This is a genomic window from Promicromonospora thailandica (assembly GCF_024171955.1).
GTDB classification, from domain to species: Bacteria; Actinomycetota; Actinomycetes; order Actinomycetales; family Cellulomonadaceae; genus Promicromonospora; species Promicromonospora thailandica.
Map to the genome: position 1 here is coordinate 489718 of NZ_JAMTCS010000001.1, position 23272 is coordinate 512989.

Annotated in this window: 20 protein-coding genes and 1 tRNA gene; 13 read left to right on the forward strand and 8 right to left on the reverse strand. The window is 73.3% G+C overall.

Annotated features, from left to right (window positions below; translation table 11 throughout):
- Nucleotides 1-83: 83 nt before the first annotated feature.
- From aceA to APR03_RS02320, 3 genes are all read left to right on the forward strand, one after another.
- Nucleotides 84-1442, forward strand: a complete 1359-nt coding sequence (gene aceA, locus APR03_RS02310) for an isocitrate lyase (RefSeq protein WP_253832320.1) — start codon at nucleotides 84-86, stop codon at nucleotides 1440-1442.
- Entirely contained in the window at nucleotides 1442-3265 is a 1824-nt protein-coding gene (aceB, locus tag APR03_RS02315; RefSeq protein WP_253832322.1) for a malate synthase A, read from the forward strand. Before aceA ends, aceB begins: the two co-directional genes overlap by 1 nt.
- A 317-nt stretch (nucleotides 3266-3582) precedes the next feature.
- Nucleotides 3583-5085, forward strand: a complete 1503-nt coding sequence (locus tag APR03_RS02320; protein WP_253832324.1) for a M15 family metallopeptidase — start codon at nucleotides 3583-3585, stop codon at nucleotides 5083-5085.
- On the opposite strand, the gene APR03_RS02325 is transcribed toward APR03_RS02320, so the two are convergent.
- A complete protein-coding gene (locus tag APR03_RS02325) occupies nucleotides 5082-5357 on the reverse strand; it encodes a DUF2798 domain-containing protein (RefSeq protein WP_253832326.1) in 276 nt (91 codons plus the stop codon). The genes APR03_RS02320 and APR03_RS02325 overlap by 4 nt on opposite strands.
- Nucleotides 5358-5615: 258 nt before the next feature.
- On the opposite strand from APR03_RS02325, the gene APR03_RS02330 reads away from it, so the two are divergent.
- Nucleotides 5616-6347 (forward strand): hypothetical protein, encoded by a 732-nt coding sequence (locus APR03_RS02330; RefSeq protein ID WP_253832328.1) that lies wholly within the window; start codon nucleotides 5616-5618, stop codon nucleotides 6345-6347.
- An 80-nt stretch (nucleotides 6348-6427) separates the two neighbouring features.
- On the opposite strand, the gene lysA is transcribed toward APR03_RS02330, so the two are convergent.
- From lysA to APR03_RS02350, 4 genes are all read right to left on the reverse strand, one after another.
- Nucleotides 6428-7789 (reverse strand): diaminopimelate decarboxylase, encoded by a 1362-nt coding sequence (gene lysA / locus APR03_RS02335; RefSeq protein ID WP_253832330.1) that lies wholly within the window; start codon nucleotides 7787-7789, stop codon nucleotides 6428-6430.
- Nucleotides 7786-9447, reverse strand: coding sequence for an arginine--tRNA ligase (argS, locus tag APR03_RS02340; RefSeq protein WP_253832332.1), 1662 nt, complete (start codon nucleotides 9445-9447; stop codon nucleotides 7786-7788). Before argS ends, lysA begins: the two co-directional genes overlap by 4 nt.
- Nucleotides 9448-9572: 125 nt before the next feature.
- On the reverse strand, nucleotides 9573-11186 hold the full coding sequence (locus tag APR03_RS02345) for a hypothetical protein (protein WP_253832334.1): 1614 nt from the start codon (nucleotides 11184-11186) through the stop codon (nucleotides 9573-9575).
- Nucleotides 11183-11773 (reverse strand): SigE family RNA polymerase sigma factor, encoded by a 591-nt coding sequence (locus APR03_RS02350; protein ID WP_275976950.1) that lies wholly within the window; start codon nucleotides 11771-11773, stop codon nucleotides 11183-11185. The genes APR03_RS02345 and APR03_RS02350 overlap by 4 nt, the downstream gene beginning before the upstream one ends.
- A gap of 210 nt (nucleotides 11774-11983) precedes the next feature.
- On the opposite strand from APR03_RS02350, the gene APR03_RS02355 reads away from it, so the two are divergent.
- From APR03_RS02355 to APR03_RS02385, 7 genes are all read left to right on the forward strand, one after another.
- A tRNA-Arg gene (locus APR03_RS02355) sits at nucleotides 11984-12059 on the forward strand.
- A gap of 262 nt (nucleotides 12060-12321) precedes the next feature.
- Nucleotides 12322-13860, forward strand: coding sequence for a SulP family inorganic anion transporter (locus APR03_RS02360; RefSeq protein WP_253832336.1), 1539 nt, complete (start codon nucleotides 12322-12324; stop codon nucleotides 13858-13860).
- A gap of 202 nt (nucleotides 13861-14062) precedes the next feature.
- Nucleotides 14063-14368, forward strand: a complete 306-nt coding sequence (locus APR03_RS02365; RefSeq protein ID WP_253832338.1) for a hypothetical protein — start codon at nucleotides 14063-14065, stop codon at nucleotides 14366-14368.
- Nucleotides 14369-14509: 141 nt separating this feature from the next.
- On the forward strand, nucleotides 14510-14761 hold the full coding sequence (locus APR03_RS02370; protein WP_253832340.1) for a cupin domain-containing protein: 252 nt from the start codon (nucleotides 14510-14512) through the stop codon (nucleotides 14759-14761).
- Between the two features lie 13 nt (nucleotides 14762-14774).
- Entirely contained in the window at nucleotides 14775-15572 is a 798-nt protein-coding gene (locus APR03_RS02375; protein WP_253832342.1) for a sulfite exporter TauE/SafE family protein, read from the forward strand.
- A 57-nt stretch (nucleotides 15573-15629) separates the two neighbouring features.
- On the forward strand, nucleotides 15630-16211 hold the full coding sequence (locus tag APR03_RS02380; RefSeq protein WP_253832344.1) for an STM3941 family protein: 582 nt from the start codon (nucleotides 15630-15632) through the stop codon (nucleotides 16209-16211).
- A gap of 39 nt (nucleotides 16212-16250) precedes the next feature.
- The gene (locus APR03_RS02385; RefSeq protein WP_253832346.1) at nucleotides 16251-16913 is read left to right on the forward strand and encodes a CYTH domain-containing protein; all 663 of its coding nucleotides are present in this window, start codon (nucleotides 16251-16253) and stop codon (nucleotides 16911-16913) included.
- 28 nt (nucleotides 16914-16941) lie between these two features.
- Here the strand turns inward: APR03_RS02385 and APR03_RS25145 are convergent, their stop codons facing one another.
- The 3 genes from APR03_RS25145 to APR03_RS02400 form a co-directional block, all read right to left on the reverse strand.
- Nucleotides 16942-18204, reverse strand: coding sequence for a M15 family metallopeptidase (locus APR03_RS25145; RefSeq protein WP_253832348.1), 1263 nt, complete (start codon nucleotides 18202-18204; stop codon nucleotides 16942-16944).
- 157 nt (nucleotides 18205-18361) lie between these two features.
- Complete coding sequence (locus APR03_RS02395) at nucleotides 18362-19414, reverse strand: hemolysin family protein (RefSeq protein ID WP_253832350.1); 1053 nt, start codon at nucleotides 19412-19414, stop codon at nucleotides 18362-18364.
- Nucleotides 19411-20850 (reverse strand): hemolysin family protein, encoded by a 1440-nt coding sequence (locus APR03_RS02400; RefSeq protein WP_253832352.1) that lies wholly within the window; start codon nucleotides 20848-20850, stop codon nucleotides 19411-19413. The genes APR03_RS02395 and APR03_RS02400 overlap by 4 nt, the downstream gene beginning before the upstream one ends.
- A gap of 242 nt (nucleotides 20851-21092) precedes the next feature.
- Between APR03_RS02400 and APR03_RS02405 the strand changes: the two genes are divergently transcribed.
- Both APR03_RS02405 and APR03_RS02410 read left to right on the forward strand, forming a co-directional pair.
- A complete protein-coding gene (locus APR03_RS02405) occupies nucleotides 21093-21776 on the forward strand; it encodes a response regulator transcription factor (protein ID WP_372494744.1) in 684 nt (227 codons plus the stop codon).
- Between the two features lie 25 nt (nucleotides 21777-21801).
- The gene (locus tag APR03_RS02410) at nucleotides 21802-23004 is read left to right on the forward strand and encodes a sensor histidine kinase (protein ID WP_372494735.1); all 1203 of its coding nucleotides are present in this window, start codon (nucleotides 21802-21804) and stop codon (nucleotides 23002-23004) included.
- Nucleotides 23005-23272: the final 268 nt, after the last annotated feature.

A 23272-nucleotide genomic window follows, 5' to 3' on the forward strand; every position in this document is an offset into this window, starting at 1 on the left:
AAGGGGCTTCGCGGAGGCCGAAGGTCGTATCACGTCACCGGCAGACGCGGTGACCACGTTCCGTCCCGAGGAGGAGAACCGCCATGAGCGCACCCACGATCAACCCCACGTCCGAGGCGACCACGTCCGCGACGACCGCGGTGCCGGCGGCGAACTCCGTCCGCGCCGGCGACCAGGTGCAGACCGCCGACGAGCTGCGCGAGTCCTGGGCGGCCGACCCCCGGTGGGCCGGCGTCGAGCGCACCTACACCGCCGAGGACGTCGTCGCCCTGCGCGGCTCCGTGGGCGAGGAGAACACGCTCGCCCGGCGCGGGGCCGAGCGTCTCTGGCGCCAGCTGCACGAGGAGAACTACATCAACGCCCTCGGGGCGCTGACCGGCAACCAGGCCGTGCAGCAGGTCAAGGCCGGGCTGCAGGCCATCTACCTGTCCGGCTGGCAGGTGGCCGGCGACGCCAACCTCGCGGGCCAGACCTACCCGGACCAGTCCCTCTACCCGGCCAACTCGGTGCCGGCCGTGGTGCGCCGCATCAACAACGCCCTGCTGCGCGCCGACCAGATCGACGTCGCCGAGAACGGCGCCCCGACCCGCGACTGGCTCGCGCCGATCGTGGCCGACGCCGAGGCCGGGTTCGGCGGGCCGCTCAACGCGTACGAGCTGATGAAGTCGATGATCCAGTCGGGCGCCGCGGGCGTGCACTGGGAGGACCAGCTCGCCTCGGAGAAGAAGTGCGGCCACCTGGGCGGCAAGGTGCTCATCCCCACCCAGCAGCACATCCGCACCCTCAACGCCGCGCGCCTGGCCGCCGACGTCGCCGACGTCCCGTCGGTCGTGATCGCCCGGACCGACGCCGAGGCGGCGACACTGATCACCTCCGACGTCGACGAGCGTGACCGCCCGTTCATCACCGGCGAGCGCACCAGCGAGGGCTTCTACAAGGTCACCAACGGCATCGAGCCGTGCATCGCCCGCGCCAAGGCCTACGCGCCCTACTCCGACCTGATCTGGATGGAGACCGGCACGCCGGACCTGGAGCTCGCGCGCACGTTCGCCGAGGCCGTCAAGGCCGACCACCCGGACCAGATGCTGGCGTACAACTGCTCACCGTCGTTCAACTGGAAGAAGCACCTCGACGACGACACGATCGCCAAGTTCCAGCGCGAGCTGGGCGCCATGGGCTTCACCTTCCAGTTCATCACGCTGGCCGGCTTCCACGCCCTGAACTACTCGATGTTCGACCTGGCCCACGGCTACGCCCGCGAGCAGATGTCGGCCTACGTGAAGCTGCAGGAGCTCGAGTTCGCCGCCGAGGAGCGCGGCTACACCGCCACGCGCCACCAGCGCGAGGTCGGCACCGGCTACTTCGACCGCGTGGCCACCGCCCTCAACCCGGACTCCGCGACCACCGCGCTGGCCGGCTCGACCGAGACGGCGCAGTTCTGATGACCGCCACGATCGACACCCGCGCCCAGGGCACCAGCCCCTACGACCCCGACGCCGGCCTGGCCGGCCTCGGCACCCCGCCGTCGCGGACGGCGTCCGCTCCGACGACGGCGGCCCGCGGCTCCGCACCGCGCACGCTGCTGGGCGGCGGCGTGGGGGCCTCCGGCACCGGCGCCCGCCGCGGCGTGATCACCGTGACGGCCCCCGTCGGCCCCCGGTACGAAGAGATCCTCACGCCCGAGGCCCTCGGGTTCCTGGCCCTGCTCCACGACCGGTTCGACGCCGCGCGCGACGAGCTGATCGCGCAGCGCCAGCTCCGGCGTCAGGACATCGCGGACGGCACCGACCCCGACTTCCGGGCCTCCACCCGGCCGGTGCGCGACGACCCCGACTGGCGGGTCGCCGGCTCGCGGAACGCCCCCGGCCTCGAGGACCGGCGCGTCGAGATCACAGGTCCCACCGACCCGAAGATGACCATCAACGCGCTCAACTCCGGGGCCCGGTGCTGGCTCGCCGACGCCGAGGACGCCTCCAGCCCCACGTGGCCCAACGTGGTGGAGGGGCAGCTCGCCCTGCACGACGCGATCCGTGGCACGCTCACCTTCACCAACGAGGCGGGCAAGGAGTACCGGCTGCGGTCGGCGGACATCGCGGACCTGCCCACCATCGTGTTCCGGCCGCGCGGCTGGCACCTCGACGAGGCCCACCTGCGCTACACGGACGCGCACGGCATCACGAGCAACGCCCTGGGCAGCCTCGTGGACTTCGGGCTGTACTTCTTCCACAACGCGGCCGAGCTCATCGCCCGCGGGCGCGGGCCGTACTTCTACCTGCCGAAGCTCGAGGGCTACCGAGAGGCGCGGCTGTGGAACGAGGTGTTCGAGGTGGCGCAGGACGCCCTCGGCATCCCCCGGGGCACGATCCGTGCGACGGTGCTCGTCGAGACGCTGCCCGCGGCGTTCGAGATGGAGGAGATCCTCTACGAGCTGCGCGACCACTGCGCGGGCCTGAACGCGGGACGCTGGGACTACCTGTTCTCGGTGATCAAGTGCTTCCGCACCCGCGGGGAGTCGTACGTGCTCCCGGACCGCGCACAGGTCACCATGACGGCGCCGTTCATGCGCGCGTACACCGAGCTGCTCGTGGCCACGTGCCACAGGCGCGGGGCGCACGCCATCGGCGGCATGAGCGCGTTCATCCCCGACCGCCGCGACCCGGAGGTCACCGAGCGCGCGTTCGCCCAGGTGGCCGCCGACAAGCGGCGCGAGGCCGGCGACGGGTTCGACGGCACGTGGGTGGCGCACCCCGACCTCATCCCCGTGGCCCTCGCCGAGTTCGACGCGGTGCTCGGGGACGCTCCGAACCAGGTGTCCCGCCTGCGGGACGACGTCGCCGTGGGGCAGCACGAGCTGCTCGACGTCGCGTCGGCCCGCCGGGGCGGGGCCACGGTGACGTCGGCGGGCCTGCGGTCCAACGTCTCGGTCGCCGTCCGGTATCTCGACGCCTGGCTCCGCGGTACCGGGGCTGCGGCGCTCGACAACCTCATGGAGGACGCCGCCACCGCCGAGATCTCACGGTCGCAGGTGTGGCAGTGGATCGCCTCCGGCACGGTGACGGACGACGACCAGGAGCCCGTGACCCGCGAGCGGGTCGACGCGATCCTGCTCGACGTGGTCGCCGACCTGCCGCAGGAGCCCGGGAACCGGATCGAGGACGCGGCGGCGATCTTCCGCCAGGTCGCCCTCCAGGACGACTTCCCGCCGTTCCTCACCACCCCCGCCTACCAGGGCCACCTGGTCGACTCGGCGGTCGACCGGCCGTAGGCGGCCGCACCAGAGCCGGGGTGCCCCGCCACCGGGCGGGGCACCCCCTCCATCCGCCCGGCACCGTGACCGCAGCCGATCTCTCTCCGCACCCCGCCACCCCTGGGGCCACGCGGTCACGGTGCCGGGCTTCTCACCGCCAGGGGTTCTTGCCTGATTCGTCGGAATCGCTACCCTGGCGTCCTCGACCGGCGGCACCGGAGCCGCGCCCGGCGCACGACTACCGGCCCGCGCTCGCGTCCTGTCGCCGGAGCCGGACCTGCCGTGCGGCCGACCGCGCGGCAGCAGCAGAGCCGTAGCACGTATCAGGGGGCGTCGTGAGAGCAGTACCGGACAGGCCAGACCAGAGCAGGACAGAGCAGGACGGGCAGCCGGGCGGGCCTGGCGGACGCCTCGTCCGTCGCCGCGGCGCCTGGAGCGGCGCCGTCGCGCTCGCCGTGACGGGCGGGGTGCTCGTCAGCGCCTCGGCGAGCGTGCCGCTGCCAGGAGCGCTCCCGGGGACGGCGGCGCCGACGGTCCCCAGCGGTTCGACGTCGTCCGCCCTGGACGCGACCGGGACGGCCACGCGTGCCGCCGCCGTCGGGGCGGCGCACCGCGAGGTCTCGGTGGACCAGGTGCTCGCCGTGCTGGACCGCGCCCAGAAGATGCTGCGGCGCAGCCCCTCCCCCGACATCGCGCAGGCGGCCGCGGAGCTCGGCATGCTCTGGACCACGTACCGCGCCCAGGAGCTGGTGCTCGCGGAGCAGGACGCGCCGGCGCGCGCCACGGAGGGGATCGTCGACCGGGTGACCTTCGACCAGGTCGCCGTCGCCGCGATGCGGCTCGCGAACATGCTGGACCCGACGTCGCCGGGTGCGCTGATCGAGCTGCGGGCGGACGCCGGGTCCACGCTGCGCCGGAGCCTGCTGGAGACCGTGGCCGCGCACGGCGCGTCCACCGTGGGCTACGCGAACGGCCGTATCCCCGCCGACGTGCTGTGCCCGCTGGAGTTCGCGCCCGGGCACCTGCTGCGCTGCGACGCCGCCGAGCGGCTGACCGCCCTGAGCGCCGCGTTCGAGCAGCGGTTCGGCTACCCGATCCCGCTCACCGACTCCTACCGCTCGCTGGCCACCCAGGTGGCGGTCAAGGGCACCAAGCCGCACCTGGCGGCGATCCCGGGCACGTCGAACCACGGGTGGGGACTCGCTGTCGACCTGGACGACCCGGTGGCCGGCGGCGCCTCGGCGGAGTACGTCTGGCTGCGCCTGCACGGACCCGACTACGGCTGGGACAACCCGTCCTGGGCGCGCCTGGACGGCGCCAAGCCCGAGCCGTGGCACTTCGAGTTCTTCGCGGCAGGAGCCGTCCCGGACCGCGCCGTCGACCCGTCCGACGTCGGCACGTGGGCGCCCGGCGGAGCCGGTGGTGCGCACGAGGAGAGCGCCGCACGGCCGGCGACCCACGTCGTGGAGCGGCCCGCCGCGCAGGACCGCCCGGGTGCGGGCGGCTCCGGCGGGGACGGCCAGGGTGCCGGCGGCACGGGTGGGGATGGTGCCGGCGGCACGGGTGGGGATGGTGCCGGCGGCACGGGTGGGGACGACGGCGCGGCGGACGCGCCGGACACCGACGCGCCCCCGGCGCCGGCCCCCGCGCCCGCCGAGCCGCCCGCCGCACCGCCCACCGAGCCGCCTGCCGAGGAGCCGGACGCACCCGCAGGACTCGTGGAGGACGTCGTCGGCGGGACCGTCGGCCTGGTGACCGGCACGGTGGACGGCGTGGTCGGCGGGCTGGTGGGCGGCCTGCTCGGCGCCGGCGACACGGCCGGCGCGCCGACCGACTAGACGGCGTCGTCCGCCCGCGGGCTCTCGGTAGCCGGTGCGGCCGCGCTGCCAGCCCGCGGGCGGAGGATGGCGTTGGTCAGCGCCGTCGAGGTCGGCCAGGCGACCATGGTGAGCAGGAACGCGAGGGGCCAGGCGATGGCGAACTGGCGCGGCCAGCTCGCGAGCCACTCCAGGGACGGCCCGCCCGAGAAGATGAGGCCGAGGAGGCCCGACATCGTCGCGGCCATGAGGAAGGTCATGATGACCTGGGAGAGGAAGGTCTGCTTGTTCATCGTCGGTACCTTGTCCGGGCCGACGGCGCCAGGGCTGGTCGCGCTGACGCCACCGACCCTCGTCGAGGGATGGGGCGCCACGGGTTCGCGCCGGCGGCGCGACTTCATCTCAGCGGGACCGAGGGCTGGAATAACCACACCAGCCTGAATCTTTTTGGCGCCCCCATCCTACCGTCGCCGGATGCTGGGGCGGGTGATCTTCTCGTCACGCGGCCTGACTCGGGCTTTTTAGCCCATATCACCGGATAACGTGCGCGCATGTCCGACGACGAGGGCGCGGTCCGCGCTCCAGAACCCAGCACCACCTCGACCCCGGAGCCCGCTCCGGACCCGGCCGAGACGACCCCCGCCGAGGCGCCCGCCGCCACGGCGACCACTGCCGTGGCGACCGCCGAGCGTCCGGCCGCCGAGCCCACTGCCGAGTCCACCGCCGAGCTCACTGCCGAGTCCGCTGCCGCCGAGCAGCCGGCCGACGCCGGGACCTCCACGCCGGGCGCGGCGCTGGCCTTCCTCAAGACCCACGCGGTCACCCTCGTGCTGGCCGTGCTGCTCGTGGCCGCCATCGTCTGGGGTGCGCTGGGCCTCGTCTCGGTCAACGACTGGAAGGCGCGCGCCGCGGCGACGGCGTCCGACCTGGCGAGCGTCGAGCAGACGCTCGCCGAGGCCCGGGCCACGATCGACGACCTGGAGATCGCCCGCGACCGCGCCGAGAGCACGGCGACGGCGTGCGTCGGCGCGATCGACGACGCGGACGCCATGCTCGAGGTGTCGGCCGAGATCGACGAGAAGACGGTCGTCTACCTGGAGGGCCTCACCGACCTCATGTCGGCGGTCGCCGCGGGCGACGTGGCCGGTGCGGAGACGATCGGCGCGGAGGTCGACGCGCTCGGTGTGCAGCTGGAGGATCTCAGCGAGCGCATCGAGGGTCACATCGACGACTACGAGGACACCGCCAAGGGCTGCCACGTGGACGACGTCCAGGACGCCTGACCGGGCCGGGACAGCAGTACGGCGGGCGGGCGGCCACGTGGTCGCCCGCCCGCCGTGCTGTGCCGGCTCGTGTGCGGGGGTCAGCCCTGGTCGAGCCCCAGCAGGTCGTCCTCGGTCTCGCGGCGCACGAGCACCCGCGACGCGCCGTCGGCCACCGCGACCACGGGCGGCCGGGGCAGCATGTTGTAGTTCGACGCCATGGACCGCCCGTAGGCGCCCGTCGCAGCCACGGCGAGCAGGTCGCCCTCGCGCACGTCGGCGGGGAGCTGCACCTCGTGCACCACGATGTCGCCGGACTCGCAGTGCTTGCCCACCACGCGCGCCAGCACCGTCTCGGCCGCGGACGACCGGCCCACGACCTCGGCGTGGTACGCCGCCCCGTACAGGGCCGGGCGGATGTTGTCGCTCATGCCGCCGTCGACCGACACGTAGGTGCGCGTGAAGTCGGTGCCGTCGTCGGCGGAGACGGTGACCGGCTTGACCGTGCCCACGGTGTAGAGCGTGAGACCCGCCGGCCCGACGATCGCGCGGCCGGGCTCGATCGAGAACCGCGGCAGGCTCGTGCCCAGGTCCTGGCAGACGCCGGCCACCGACTGCGCGATGTCCTTGGCGACGCGCTCGGGGTCGAGCGCGACGTCGCCCGGCAGGTAGGCGATGCCGTAGCCCCCGCCGAGGTCGACCTCGTCGACCAGCACGCCCGACCGCTCGGCCAGGTCGGCGCGCAGGCGCAGCACCACGCGCGCCGCCGCCTCGAACCCGTCGGGGTCGAGGATCTGCGAGCCGATGTGCGAGTGGATGCCGAGCAGCCGCAGCTCCGGGTGCTTCAGCACCTGCAGCAGCGCGGTCATGGCGGGGCTCTCGCCGCCGGACGCCGGGTTCACCGACAGCCCGAACTTCTGGTCCTCGTGCGCCGTGGCGATGTACTCGTGCCCGCCTGCGTGGACGCCGGTGGTGACCCGGACCATGACCGGCGCCACCACGCCCCGCTCGGCGGCGAGGCGGGCGACCCGCTCGATCTCGACCAGCGAGTCGACGATGATGCGGCCCACGCCGGCGTCGAGAGCGCGCAGGATCTCGGCGTCGGACTTGTTGTTGCCGTGCAGGCCGATCTCGGCGCCCGGCACCTCGGCCCGCAGCGCGACGGCGAGCTCGCCGCCCGACGCCGTGTCGACGCGCAGGCCCTCCTCGCGCGCCCAGCGTGCGACCGCGACGGTGAGCAGCGCCTTGCCGGCGTAGTACACGTCGACACCCGTGCCGACGGCGCCGAACGCCGCCTCGAACGCCGTGCGGTAGGCCCGCGCACGCGTGCGGAAGTCGGCCTCGTCCAGCACGTACGCCGGGGTGCCGTGCTCGGCCGCGAGGTCGCGCACGTCGACACCCGCGACGGCGACCGCGCCGTCCGGCCGCCGCCCGACGCCGCTCGACCAGGGCGCGCCCGTCACATCCGCTCCGGGGCGCTCACGCCGAGCAGGTCGAGGCCGTTGGCCAGGACCGTGCGGACGGCGTCGTTGAGCCACAGGCGGGCGCGGTGCGCGTCGGTGACCTCCTCGTCGGGGTACGGCGTGACACGCAGACCGGCCTCGTCGTTGTACCAGGCGTGGAAGTCGCCGGCGAGCGCCTCGAGGTAGCGGGCCACGCGGTGCGGCTCGCGCAGCTCGGCGGCCTGCGCCACGATCCGCGGGAACTCGGTGAGCCGGCCGATCAGCGCCGCCTCGGAGGGGTTGGAGAGCTGGGCCGGGTCGAACCCGTCCGCGCGGCGCACACCGCGCTCGACGGCCTTGGCGGCGAGCTGGACGGTGCGGCTGTGCGCGTACTGGACGTAGAAGACCGGGTTGTCGTTGGACTGCTTGATCATGTCCTCGCCCTGCAGCTCCAGCGGGGTGTCCGCGGGGTAGCGGGCCAGCGAGTAGCGCACGGCGTCCCGGCCGATCCACTCGACGAGGTCGCGCAGCTCGATGATGTTGCCCGCGCGCTTGGACAGCCTGGCCCCGCCGACGTTCACGAGCTGCCCGATGAGCACCTCGATGTTCGTCTCCGGGTCGTCGCCCGCGCAGGCCGCGATGGCCTTGAGTCGGTTGATGTAGCCGTGGTGGTCGGCGCCGAGCAGGTAGATCTTGCCCGGGAACCCGCGGTCCTTCTTCGACAGGTAGTACGCGGCGTCGGCGGCGAAGTACGTGGGCTCGCCGTTGGCCCGGATCATCACGCGGTCCTTGTCGTCCGTGAAGTCCGTGGTGCGCAGCCAGACCGCGCCCTCCTGCTCGAACACGTGGCCCTGCTCGCGCAGGCGCGCCACGGCCTTCTCGACGGCACCCGAGCTGTGCAGGTCCCGCTCGGAGAACCAGACGTCGAAGTGCACGCCGAAGCTCTCCAGCACCTCGCGGATCTCCGCGAGCTGGTGCGCGTAGCCGGCCTCGCGAGCCACGGCCACGGCCTCGTCGTGCGGCAGCTCGGGCAGGTCCGGGCGGTCCGCGAGCACCTTGGCGGCAAGCTCCTTGACGTACTCGCCGCGGTAGCCGCCCTCGGGGATCTCGCCGTCCGTGGCGCGCGCCAGCACGGACGCGCCGAACCGGTCCATCTGCGCGCCGGCGTCGTTGATGTAGTACTCGGCCGTCACGTCGGCGCCCGCGGCGCGCAGGATGCGCGCGAGCGAGTCGCCCAGCGCGGCCCAGCGGGTGTGGCCGATGTGCAGCGGGCCGGTCGGGTTGGCGCTGATGTACTCGAGATTGATGACCTGGCCGGTCAGGGCGTCGCCCCGGCCGTACGCGGCCCCGGCCTCGACGATCGTGCGGGCCAGCTCGCCCGCGGCGGCGGCGTCGAGCGTGATGTTGAGGAAGCCCGGGCCGGCGACGTCCACGGCCTGGATGCCCGGCGTCGCGCCGAGGCGCGCGGCCAGGTCCTCCGCGAGCGCCCGCGGCGTCGTGCCCGCCTTCTTGGCGAGCTGGAGGGCCACGTTGGTGGCCCAGTCCCCGTGCTCTCGCTGCCGGGGTCGCTCCACGTGGACCGACGCCGGCACGGCGTCGGCGGGCAGGGCGAGTGTGCCGTCGGCGACGGCCGCGGCAAGGGCAGCGCTCAGCGCTTCGGAGAGCTCGGTAGGTGTCACGTATCGATTCTACGGGCGCACGGGGACACCGAGCCCGCGCTTTCCACAGGCCGGGAACCGGCACGGGGCCACGGTGCGGGACGGCGGCCGGTGCACCCGGGTGCACCGGCCGCCGTCGGCCGAGGTCAGGACGAGGTGAGCCCCGCCGCGTCCAGGGACGCGAGGATCTGCCACCAGCGCTCCTCGGTCGCCCCGGCCCCCTCGTACCGCACCGTGAACGCCTTGCGCCCGTCGGCCGTGAGGTGGAAGGTGGCGCGGCCCAGGAAGGTCGGCTCACCGGTCTGGTCGTCGGTCCCGACGGTCACGGTGCCGCGCGTCGTACCCCGTGGCTCGTACCGGTACCCGCGCTCCTCGAGCGCGACCGGCTGGTCGTAGGCCTCCGCGTCCCAGAGCTCGAACGAGAGGTCCTCCCAGGTGTCCGGCGAGTCGCTGCTCCAGACGCCCCAGGACCCCTCGTCGCTCCGCAGACCGGGCGGCAGCGCGAGGCGGATGCCCTCGAACGTCGCCGGCTCCCAGTCCGCCGGCGGGTCCTGGAGCAACGGCTCCGCGGGGTCCAGCGCCTCGTAGCCGGGGGCCCCCTCGGTCGCACCCGGGCCGAAGCCGAGGCCGCCGAGGATCGCCGTGAGCTCGCCGTCGAGGTTGCCGGCGCCGGCGTACCCGGAGAGGTTCACCGTGTAGCTCCTGCCCCCGGCACGGCGAACCTCGGCGTAGGCGCGGTACTCGCCGTCGAACCGCTCGACCAGCACGGTCGACGCGTCGGCGTCGGCCAGCTCGAACCGGTAGAAGTCCGGGAAGGACGCGATGTCGGCGAGCGACTCGGTGTTCTCCAGCCGGTCGGCCACGGCGATCTCCAGCTCGGCCGTGCCGTCCGGCCGGCGCAGCAGGACGGTGTCGGACGGGTGCTCGTCGCCCTGCGCGCCCACCGGTGCCCAGTCGCCGGGCGCGGCGTACGTCAGTCCGTGGAGCTCGGACCGCGCCCAGCCCGCGGGCGGCTCCGTGGTCTCCAGCAGCGGCAGGTCCTCCTGGACGGCCGACGGCGGTTCGTCCGGCCCGGTGGGGGCGCCGTCCACGCGCACCGACTCGACGAGCCGCTCGAAGGTCTCCTGGGGCGCGTCGTCGCCCGTGAGGCTCATGGTCAGACGCACCACCGCCCCGGAGGTCAGCTCGACGTCCAGCTCTCCGACGAAGTCGCCGTCGCCGTCCCCGCGCTCCCAGTACCCCGGCAGCTCGACGTCGCCGGCCGAATACCACGACCACCGGGCAGCCGCGGCGCCGGGCACGTCGACATCGGTCACCGGGTTCCCGACCAGCTCGCCGACGAGCGGCGCACCCTGCGCGGGGTCGACCGCGACCCACGAGGGAGCGTGCTCGATCACCTCCATGTCGTCGTCCGGGATCACGGGGTCGAGCCCCCACATCGGGTCGCCCGTGGGGCTGAACTCCTGGTAGTCGTCCGGCAGCTCGAAGACCAGACCGTCGGAGCGGACCTCCGCCGGCCCCTCGTCCTGTACCCACGGCAGGAACGCGGGGAGCACCGGCCGCTGGAGCACCAGGGCAGTCCCCGCCGTGGCCACGGCCACCAGCAGGAGCGCCGCCGCTCCCCCGATCACGCCGCGCCGGGTGCGCTCGTGCCGGATCGCGCGCCGGGCCATCGCCTCGCCGTCGATCCCGTCCACGGGCCCGACCTGGGCCGCCGCGTCGTGGATCAGGCCCACCAGGGTGTCGCTCTGCTCCTTCATCGCTGCGCCTCCTTCCGCGAGGTGTGGGATCTGTCGGTACCCGCGGGCGGCTCGGTGCCGAGCAGGGTCCGCAGCCGGTCGAGCCCGCGCGACGCCCCCGACTTCACCGCGCCCACCGAGATCCCGAGATCGTCGGCGGTCTGCTTCTCGGTCCGGTCCAGCAGGTAGCGCAGGACGACGACGCGCCGCTGCCCCGCGGGGAGCTGCCGCAGCGCCCGCACCAGCGCGTCGCGGTCGACGACGTGCTGCGTGCCGTCGGGCGCGGAACCCGGCCGGAGGTCGGTCGGGGACACCAGGACGTCCCTCTTGGTCCGGCGCCAGGCATCGATCCTGGCCGTCGCGATCACCCGGCGCGCGTAGGCGAACGGGTCGCCGTCGCCGACCTTGCCCCAGGCCCGGTAGGTGCGCTCCAGCGCGAGCTGCACCAGATCGGCGGCCCGGTGCGTGTCGCCGCACAGCAGGTACGCGATGCGGGACAGCTCGGGCGACCGGTCCCGCGCGAACGCGGTGAAGCGTTCGGCGGCCGTGCCCGTGGTCACCACCCGCGCACGGGAGTCGTCGAGGACCACCGCGTCATCGCCCGCCATGCCCACCACCTCGTTCGTCGCCTGCGCGCCGGTCCGCGCGCCCCTCGGTCCGTGCTCTTCGCGGAATCACGGCACACAGACGCAGGTGACGGCCAGAAGGTTGCCGGGCTGCGCGGCACGGCTCACAGCAATGGATGCACACTCGGGCCCGCTTACCTGGTAGTCTCACTTCGGCCGTCAGGGGAGCATCTTCTCCCCGTCAGCGGCCTCGCGCCTGTAGCTCAGTGGATAGAGCGTCTGCCTCCGGAGCAGAAGGTCGGGGGTTCGAATCCCTTCAGGCGCACCACCCGGAAAGGGCTCCTCACCAGGCATTATGCCGAATGAGGGGCCCTTTCGCTGTCCCGAGCCGGGAGTGGTTCGCCATCCGGTCGGCCTCCCACGGTAAAGTCCAGGGCGCCTGGTCCCGTCGTCCCAGCTCCTCGGAGCCGGCCACTCCCACTGATACCCCTTCCGTGCGCAGCGTCGCGTGCTCAGTCCTGTCCACCCGGACCGGGTCTCGCGACCACGGTCCTCGGGGCGCGCGCCCCAGAGCCCGAAGGAACCGCTGCGTGTCGCACACACCCGATCCCACCCCGGCACCGGAAGCCGCAGCCGGGGCCCCCGAGGCGGCCGCGTCCGGTTCGTTCCGGGCTGCGTTCAGCTCCGTGAAGACGTTCCGCACCGAGGTGCTGGCAGGCCTGGTGGTGGCTCTGGCCCTGATCCCGGAGGCGATCGCGTTCTCGATCATCGCGGGCGTCGACCCGCGGATCGGGCTGTTCGCGTCGTTCACGATGGCCGTGACCGTGGCGTTCCTCGGCGGGCGCCCGGCCATGATCTCCGCCGCGACGGGCGCGGTCGCACTGGTCGTCGCGCCGGTAATGCGCGAGCACGGGCTGGATTATCTCATCGCCACCGTCATTCTCGGCGGGATCATCCAGGTGGTGCTGGGCGTGCTCGGGATCGCCAAGATCATGCGGTTCATCCCGCGGTCGGTGATGGTCGGCTTCGTCAACGCCCTGGCGATCCTCATCTTCCTGTCCCAGCTGCCGCACCTGGTCGGCGTGCCGTGGGTGGTCTACCCGCTGGTCGCCGTCGGCATCCTGATCATCGTGCTCCTGCCCCGGTGGACCAGGGCTGTCCCTGCTCCACTGGTGGCCATCGTGTTGCTGACCGTCGCGGTGGTCGTCGCGGGCATCAGCGTGCCGACCGTCGGCGACGAGGGCGCCCTGCCCGAGTCGCTGCCCACCCTCATCTTCCCGAACGTGCCGCTCACCCTCGAGACGCTGCAGATCATCGCCCCGTACGCCCTGGCGATGGCACTGGTCGGCATCCTGGAGTCGCTGCTGACCGCCAAGCTGGTCGACGACGTGACCGACACCCACTCGAACAAGACCCGCGAAGCCTGGGGCCAGGGCGCCGCCAACATCGTCACGGGCTTCTTCGGGGGCATGGGCGGCTGCGCCATGATCGGCCAGACCATGATCAACGTGAAGTCTTCCGGGGCGCGCACGCGGCTCTCGACGTTCCTGGCCGGCGTGTTCCTGCTGATCCTCGTGGTGGGCCTCGGCGACGTGGTGGCGATCATGCCGATGGCGGCACTGGTGGCCGTGATGATCATGGTCTCCGTCGGCACGTTCGACTGGCACTCGATCCGCCCGGCCACGCTGCGTCGGATGCCGAAGTCCGAGACCACGGTCATGCTCGCGACCGTCGCGGTCACAGTGGCGACGCACAACCTCGCCTACGGCGTGATCGTCGGAGTGCTCGTCGCGATGGTGCTGTTCGCCAACCGGGTCGCCCACTTCACCTCGGTCCGGCGCCTGGACGCCTCGGACGCCGACGGCCAGCGCGTCTACGCCGTCGAGGGCGAGCTGTTCTTCGCCTCGTCCAACGACCTCGTCTACCAGTTCGACTACGCGGGCGATCCGGAGAACGTGGTGATCGACATGACCGACGCGCACATCTGGGACGCCTCGACCGTGGCCACGCTGGACGCGATCACCACCAGGTACGCGGCCAAGGGCAAGACCGTGACGATCGTCGGGATGAACGACGACTCCGCCGCCCGCCACGAACGGCTCGCCGGGAACCTCGGCACCGGTCACTGACCCGGCGAGTCCCGCCTGACATGCCGCTGCTCTTGCCCTGTGTGCGGTGAAAGAGGATTCGGCGGCGCGCGTGCAAGTCCCGGCTGACCCAGCGACCTGCCCGATTCGGGGCCAGGTCTCGTCTCAGGTCGAGCGGCTCCGGCACGCCCCTGCCGACGGCAGGATGATCACGCGACCCCCGACGATCTGAGATCCTCCTTGCGTGAGCGCGCCCACCACACTCGTCATCGATGACCTCCGCCGGGCGCTCGACCGCGTTCTCGACGACGTCGCTGCAACCCTGGGCGATCGTGTCGAGCTCGACGGCGGCCTCTACTGGCAGGTACCCGTCGACGAGCTCGGCAGCAACGACCCCGACACGGTCGACCTCACCGCCGGAGACCTCGTCGACGACCTCGAGACCATGCGCGACCTCCTCGCGAGCACCGGACCGACGCCCGCCCTCTGGCACGAGCTCAACCACCTGGTCGGCATCCTCCGCGCCCTGGAGGCCAGGACTCTCCCCTGACGCCCGCCAGCCACGTGGTTCCCGCGGCGCCTGCCAGACTGCCCCGATGTCGTTCCGCAAGATCTCCCTCGACGGCCGCTGACCGTCGTCGCCGGCCCGCGACCGCCGTCCGACGACGGGTTCCGCTCCGATCGGGTCCAGGTGCTGCACTGGAACGTCGACGGCCCCTTCGGGGACGACGGGACCCACCTCCACCGGGCGAGCGACGAGGTCTACGTGGTGCTGGAGGGCTCGATCGAGCTGGAGATCGACGGGGCGTCCGTCGAGGTCGTGGCCGGTGAGGCGGTCACCGTCGGCGCGGGCGTCCCGCACGCGCTCGTCGCCGTCCACCACCCCGCGCGCGGCCTGACCATCCGTGGACCCGCGATCAACGACAAGGTGGTGCGCCCGTAGAGTCCACGCTGCCATGGACACCGCACTGGACCTCACGGCCGCCGTCGTCGTCGGCGGCAGCATCGCCACGCTGCTCATGGGGCTGGCCAAGACCGGCCTGCCGCCGCTGGGCGCGCTCGGCGCGGCCGTGATCGCCTCGGTGCTGCCACCGGTCCAGGCCGCCGGGGTCGCCCTGCCGCTGCTGATCGTGGGTGACCTGGTGGCCGTCAGCGCCTACGGCCGCGACGTGCGGTGGCCGGTGCTGCGCGCCCTGCTCCCGAGTGTGACCCTCGGGCTCGTGGTCGGCTTCGCCGCCCTGCGGTGGGCGCCGCCGGAGGTCAGCGCCCGCGTCGTCGGAGCCCTGCTCCTCCTGGCCGGGCTGGGCGACCTGGTGCGGCAGCTCGCCGCACTGCGAGGACGACGCCGCACGACCGACCACCCGGAAAACCCCGGCGCGCACGCACCGCCGTCCGCCCGTGAACGCCTCGCCCGCGCCGCGCTGGGCGCCACCGCCGGGGTGTCGACGATGATCGCGAACGCCGGCGGCCCGCCCATGAGCCTGTACCTGCTGCGGGCCGGGATCTCGCGCGCCGGGCTGCTGGGCACGGTCGCCCTGTTCTTCCTGACCGTCAACGTGGCGAAGCTGCCGTTCAGCGCGGGCCTCGGTCTCGTCTCCGCGGAGTCGCTGCGGGTCTCCCTCGTGCTGCTCCCCGGCCTGGTCGTCGGTCTGCTGATCGGCCGGGCGGTCGCCCACCGCATCTCGGGGCCGGTGTTCAGCGCCGCCGTGCTCGTCCTGACGGCCGCGGCCGGCGCCCGGCTCCTGGTCGCCTGAGGCCTGCACCGGGTGACGGGCTACCGATACGTCCCAGCCTGACGCTACTGTCCCGGTATGCCCGACGAGTCCGTGGACTTCTACCCGTCCCGCGCCCACGTCCTCACGCTCGCGCTCGGCGCGCTGGGCCTGGTGGCCCTGTGCGCCGCCGTCGCGTGGTTCGGCTTCGGCCTGGCCCAGACCAGCGGCTCACGCGCCGCGCTCGCCGTGGTGTCGGTGAGCGCGATGGGCGTGCTGGTCTTCACCGGCCTGGGCCTCATCGTGGTGCGGCGCCTCCTGCTCCCGACCTGGCCCGTGCTCACGCTCGACGACGACGGCCTGGTCGACTGGCTGCCGAACGTCGGCGTCGAGCACGTGGCCTGGTCGGAGGTCACCGGCTCGCGCCCCGCGAACCTCGTCGGACGGCGCGTGCTCGCCGTCGACGTCGCCGACCCGCGGGCCGTCGCCCGCCGTCAGCGGACGCCGCTGCGCCGCGTCGTGGCCGTGGCCAACACCCGGCTCGTCGGCACGCCCGTGGTGCTCAAGCCCGGCAGCATCAGGTGCACGATGGGCGACCTCGAGGCGGCCTTCGACCACTTCACCGGCCCGCGTCGCGCGGCACCGCAGCCGACCCCGCAGCCGTCGTCACAGCCTGGGTAAACTACCCGGATCAGCCGACGACAGGCACCTGGGGACCGCATGAGCGACGACCGCTACGAACCCGGCCAGAACGATCCGGACCGCGGCTACGCCGACTTCGAGTTCGAGCGCCGGTTCTTCGTGCGCGACCTGCCGGGCGAGCTCCGCGACGCGCCCGCCCTCATCGTGCAGAACTACTTCCTGGCCGACGACGGCTACGCCCTGCGCGTCCGGGTCCAGGCCAGCGACGTCGACGCCGACCTGACCGCGGACACCGACCCCGCGGAGCTGCTGCGCGCGCACGTCGACGAGATCGACTTCGCCGCGGTCACCGTCAAGGGTCCTGCCGTCGGCGGCACGCGGTACGAGGCCGAGCGCGAGCTGGACCCCCGGGTGGGCGTCGAGCTGGTGCGCCGCGGCGGCGACCCGATCGTCAAGGTCCGCTACGCCGCGTGGCTGGGCGCCGACGGCTGGTCGATCGACGTGTTCGGCGGGGCCAACCACCCGCTCGTGGTGGCGGAGTGCGAGCGTTCCGGACCGGTCACCGGCCTGCAGATCCCGGACTTCTGCGTCACCGAGATCACCGACGACCGCCGCTTCTCCAACGAGTCGCTCGCCATGGAGCCCTACAGCGGCTGGGCGCCCGACTTCGCCGCCGAGCTGGCGCACGACGGCCCGCGGTTCCGTCAGGACTTCGGCCCGAACACGCACCTGCGGCTCTGAGGCCGGGGCTCGTCAGAGGGCTCGGCGCTCAGCCGTGCCACTCGCCCTTCTCGACGACGCCGGACACGAACTCCCAGTGCCACGGCTCGTACTTGCTGCCGCCGAGCTGGGCCCACGAGGGATTCTGCCAGCCGTAGGACGGCGCGTTGGCCCAGAGCCAGGAGAAGACCTCGCTGTCGCCGGTCTCCTTCGAGCACAGGTCGATCGCGAGACCCCAGCCGTGCATCGAGGTGCCCGGCGAGGCCGCGAAGTAACCGCGTGACGCCTTGAGCTCGTACTGCGTGTCCAGGTCGCGATAGCTCGCCACGAGGCACATCTCGCGGCCGAACGCCGCGCGGAACGCCTCGTTGAGCGCGCTGAGGGACATGGCGGCATCGGGCCGCAGGTACTCGCCCGCCTGCCACAGCTCGCACAGGGAGTGGTCCGCGAGCGCGCCGTTCGTGCCGTCCACCGGGGCGTCGACGTCGCAGTCGGGCAGCGGGCTGCGGTCGAACGACCGGCTGGCGGCCGACTCGGGCCGCGTGATCGCCTCGGCCCGCACCACGGCCCCTGAGGTCTCCGGGCGCTCGACGGGCTGCGTCACGAGGTCCAGCACGTTGGGTCCGGTCCGCGGCGCGTCGACCTCGAAGGGCGACTCGCCCGACTGCGCCATGCCCTGCGCGAAGGGCGCCGCGATGGTCGCGCAGGCGAGGGTGCCGATGACCGTCGCCCGGGAGATGAGCCGCTGCCCCACGGGGATCGACGACGTCGGCCGGCTCTGCCGGGGCACGGCGCCCGTGACGAGGTGGTCGAACGACTCGCCGTCCGCCGCAGCGGGGGCGGGGGCCGGGACAGGGACAGGGACGACCGGGGCCGGAACGGGGAGCGGCGCCGGCGTGACCTGCGCGGGCGCGGGGAACGGCGCCGCTGCCCGCGTGAACTGGGGTGCCGCCACGGGCTGCACCGGCAGCGGCAGCGCGGCGAACGCCACCCGGGTCTCCGCGACCTGCGGAAGCCCGGCGCGTGGCGGGGCCGACGGCCGTACGGCCTGGGGCCGCGGCACGGGCGCCTGCGTCACCGGCAGGCGACCGGCGGGCGCGTGCGTGACGGGCGGCTGCGTGACGGGCGGGTACGGCGCGGGCGGATATGGCGCGGGCGGGCGCGTCGCCGGTGGGTGAGTCATGGCGGGGTGCGTCACGTGGCCGCGTGCCCCGTGCTCGCGCAGGGCCTGGGCCCGCTGCTCCGCCTCCCGCCGCGCCCGGCGCGTCATGGGCGCGGGCTGCACGCTCGTCGTCACAGCCGTGGACTCCACTGGCCCTCCGTCGTCGTGTGTCCGCGGCCCCTCGCGGTGGACATGTCGCACGCGACACTAACCCCGCTCGGGCCCCCTGCCAAGCCCCCGCCCGCGACGTGCGCTACCCGTGCGTGGGGCTTTCCTTACCTGCGCCCTGCCGGAAACAATCCGTCGGTCACGTCCGGCTCCGCTGCATGGCGTCCCGCACCTCGCCGACGAGCTCCTCCAGGATGTCCTCGAGGAACACGACGCCGAGCACGTCGCCGTCCGTCCCCTCCACGCGAGCCAGGTGCGCTCCGGAGCGCTGCATGACCCGCAGGGCGTCCTCCACCTCGTCGTCCGGCCGCACGGCGGCCAGCGCGCGCACGCGCCAGGACGCCACGGGCTCGAACCGCGCCTGCCCGGTCGCGTACAGCACGTCCTTGAGGTGCAGGTAGCCGACCAGCTCGTCGCCGTCGCCGCCCTGCGTGATCACGGGGAACCGGCTGAAGCCGTGCTTGGAGACCAGCCGCTCGACGTCGTCGGGCGTGCTGTTCTCGTCCACGCACACGAGGCCCGCCACCGGCACCATGACGTCCCGGGCGGTGCGGTTGGAGAACTCGATGGCGCCCGTGAGCAGGCCCTGCTCGTCGCGCAGCACGCCCTCGGCCTGGGAGTGCTCCACGATGGACTGCACCTCCTCCGCGGTGAACGCCGAGGCCACCTCGTCCTTGGGCTCCACGCCCGCGAGCCGCACCGCGTGGTTCGCGATCCAGTTCAGCGCGCTGATCACCGGCCGCAGCGCCCGGCCGAGGAGCACGAGCGGCGGGCCGAACCACATGACGGCCCGGTCCGGACCGGCCACGGCCAGGTTCTTCGGCACCATCTCGCCGAGCACCACGTGCAGGTACACGACCAGCGACAGCGCCACCACGAGGGCGATCGGGTGCGTGAGGTCCTCGCTCACGCCCAGGGCGTGCAGCGGGCCCTCCAGCAGGTGCGCGAGCGCCGGCTCGGCCACGATGCCCAGGCCGGTCGAGCACACGGTGACGCCGAGCTGCGCGCACGCCAGCATGAGCGACACGTGCTCCATGGCCCACAGCACGGTGACGGCGCGGCGGTCGCCTGCCGCGGCGAGCGGCTCGATGGCGCTGCGGCGCGCCGAGATGACGGCGAACTCCGCGCCCACGAAGAACGCGTTGCCGGCCAGCAGCACGAGGCCGACGACGAGCGCTGTGGTCGTGCTCATCGGCCCGCCTCCCTGTCGCGGCCCGCGTGCTGCGGTACGCCGTCCGCGGCGGCGTCGGGCTGCGGGCGCACCCGCACGCGCTCGACGCGCCGTCCGTCCATGACCTCGACCCGCAGCGTCACGCGGGTGGTGGTGCGGTGCACGGTGACCTCGTCACCCACCGCGGGCATCCGGCCCAGCTCGGCCATGATGAGCCCGCCCAGCGTCTCGTAGGCGGCACCCTCCGGGACCTCGATGCCGGTGTACTCGACGAGCTCGTCGGGGCGCAGCATGCCGGGCACGATCCAGGAGCCGTCGGCGGCGCGGGCGGCACCGGCGCGGCGCGGGTCGTGCTCGTCGGCGACATCACCCACGAGCTCCTCGACGACGTCCTCCAGCGTGACGACGCCGGAGGTGCCGCCGTACTCGTCGACCACCACGGCCATCTGCATCCCCAGCTCGCGCAGCTCGACCAGCAGAGGGCCGAGGCGCACGGTCTCGGGCACGCGGGGCGCCTCCACCATGAGCGCGGCGGCGGGCACCTCGGCCCGCCGGTCGTGCGGCACGCCGACGGCGCGGCGCAGGTGCACCAGGCCGACGACGTCGTCCCGGTCCTGGCCGATCACCGGGAACCGCGAGTGCCCCGTGCGCCGGGCGAGCGCGACGACGTCGTCCGCCGTCGCGTCCCGGTCCAGCACGGACATCCGCAGGCGGTCCGTCATGACGTCGCGCGCGCTCAGCGTGTCGAGCTCGATCGAGTTGGTCAGCAGCGTGGCCACCGACTCCTCGAGCGTGCCCTCCTCGGCGGAGCGACGCACGAGGGAGGCCAGCTCCGACGCGGACCGGGCTCCGGAGAGCTCCTCGCGCGGCTCGACGCCGAGCCGCCGCAGCAGCGCGTTCGCCGAGCCGTTGAGCACCGCGATGAGCGGCTTGAACGTCACGGTGAACACCCGCTGCACCGGCACCACGAGGCGCGCCGTGGCCAGTGGCGCCGAGAGCGCGAAGTTCTTGGGGATCAGCTCACCGCATACCATCGAGAACGCGTTCACCAGCACGAGGGCCAGGGCGCCGGCGAGCCCGGCGGAGACGGCGGTGGGTATCGACGTCGCGCCGAAGGCCGCCGACAGCAGCGAGTTCAGGGCCGGCTGCGCGGTGTAGCCGAGCAGGATGGTGGTCAGCGTGATGCCGACCTGGGCGGAGCTCAGCTCCGTGGAGAGGTGCCGCAGCGCGGTGCGCACGCTGCTGTCGCGCATGCCGTGCCCCAGCGCGGGGCGGCCGGGATGCCCGGGGGCGGAAGGATCGGACCCGGTCCGCCCGGGTCTGTCCCCCTCCGAGTCGTCGGAGTCGCCGATCACGGCGGGGTCGATGGTGACGAGGGAGAACTCCCCGGCCACGAAGACAGCAGTACCTGCTGTGAGGATGACGCCCACGGCGACCATGATCCAGTCGCCGGTCATCTCGCGCTCCGGAAGGCACTCGAGGGGTGCGGCGTCTTCCAAGGATTCCGGTCGGGATATCGCTCGATCATCGTGCGATAGATCGTAGCGGGAAGGGGGACTCTCAGGCTCGCTTCAGTGTCTTGTCAGGCAAGTACGGGCATGATTGACCTATGTCATCTGGTATTCCCCAGCCGTCTGGGGCCCCGCAGCAGCCCGGAACGGCGTCGGCCGCCGCCTCGTCCGGCCAGCAGAGCGCGACCGTGCTCGTGGTGGAGGACGAGCCGACGATCGCCACGGCGATCGCCCAGCGGCTGTCGGCCGAGGGCTGGCGCGTCGAGGTCGCGCGGGACGGGCTGTCCGGCGTCGACGCGGCGTCCCGGCTGCGCCCCGACGTCGTCGTCCTGGACGTCATGCTGCCCGGCATCGACGGGCTCGAGGTCACGCGGCGCATCCAGGCGGAGCACCCGACCCCGATCCTCATGCTCACCGCGCGCGACGACGAGACCGACATGCTCGTCGGGCTCGGCGTCGGGGCCGACGACTACATGACCAAGCCCTTCTCGATGCGCGAGCTCGTGGCCCGCATCAAGGCGCTGCTGCGGCGGGTGGACCGGGCGGCGCAGGCCGCCGCGACCACCCCGGCCGACCCGCCCATGACGATGGGCGACGTCACCGTGGACCGCGCCCAGCGGCGCGTGTACCGGGCCGGCGACGAGGTGCACCTGACCCCCACGGAGTTCGAGCTGCTGGTCATGCTCGCCGGCTCCCCCAAGACCGTGCTGACGCGCGAACGCCTGCTCGCCGAGGTCTGGGACTGGGCCGACGCCAGCGGCACCCGCACCGTGGACTCGCACATCAAGGCGCTGCGCCGCAAGCTCGGCCCGGACCTGATCCGCACGGTGCACGGCGTGGGCTACGCGTTCGAGCCGCCCGCCGGCCAGTGACCGGGCCCCACGACCTGGCCTCCCGATGATGCGGCCGCACGTACCCCGTCCCCGCGTCCCGGACGTGCGGCCGCTCGACCCGCTGAGCTCGCTCAAGATCAAGCTCGGCGTGCTCGTGGCCGCCACGGTGACCGCGGCGGTGCTCATCACGTGGCTCGGCCTCCAGGCGTCCCTGGGGCCGAGCCGCACGTTCCCGCTCGCGATCATCCTGTCGCTGCTGGTCACCCAGATCCTGGCCCGCGGCATGACGTCGCCGCTGCGCGAGATCACCGAGGCCGTCCAGGCGATGGCCGACGGCGACTACACCCGGCGGGTGCGCGCCACCAGCAGCGACGAGGTGGGCCAGCTCGCGCACGCCTTCAACCGGATGGCCGAGGACCTGGCCTCGGTGGAGCAGACGCGTCGCGACCTCATCGCCAACGTCTCGCACGAGCTGCGCACCCCGGTGGCGGCGCTGCAGGCCCAGCTCGAGAACATGGTCGACGGCGTGGTGCAGCCCACGCCCGCCGCGCTCGAGCAGGCGCACGCGCAGACCGAGCGGCTCACCCGCCTGGTCACCTACCTGCTGGACCTGTCGCGCATCGAGGCCGGGGCGTCCGCGCTCAACGTCAGCACCATCGCGGTCGGCGACTTCCTGGAGGACTGCGCCGAGGACCTGTCGATGGTCGACGCGGCGAAGGACCTGCACTACGTCGTCGACGTCACGCCCGAGGACCTGGTCATCGAGGGCGACGCCGAGCGGCTGCACCAGGTGGTCACGAACCTGCTGCAGAACGCGATCCGGCACTCCCCCACGGGCGGCGTGGTCCGCCTGGACGCGTACCCGGTGGACGGGAGCGAGGGGGCCGACGTCGTGCTCGAGGTGAGCGACGAGGGGCCGGGGATCGCCGCCGCGGACCGCGAGCGGATCTTCCAGCGGTTCGTCCGCGGCACCGGCTCGACCGGCGAGGGCCGGGGGCGCGGCGGGGCGTCGGCCGAGCAGCACGTGGACACGGTGAGCGTCGCGGGAGCGGGCAGCACTGTGGGCAGCACTGTGGGCAGCACGGCCGGGGGCACCGTCGGGTCGAGCGGCGGCACTGGCATCGGCCTCGCCATCGTGCGCTGGGCCGTGGAGCTGCACGGCGGTCACGTCGAGGTGGTCGACTCCGAGCGCGGCGCCACGATGCGCGTCACGCTACCGGCGCGGGCGCACCCGGCCCCGGGGGTCACCACGACGCACTCGGGATGAGGGCCGGCACGAAGACCGGTCGTGCGGGCCTGCGTGCGGACCCGGCGTGCGCGTGGCGTGACCGTCAGGTGATCGTCCCGGCGGGAAACGCAGCAGCCTAGGGCTCTCCCGGTCCGGAACGTGAACCGGAGTTCCGTGATTTCGGTCACAGACGCAAAGGAAGCCCGCCCTGCAACAAATCCCCGTAACGCTGCGTTGGCGACTTCGAGGGCGAATGTTGCCCGGGTTTTGCTCTGGGTACGGGAACCATGACGAACCACCTCCATTG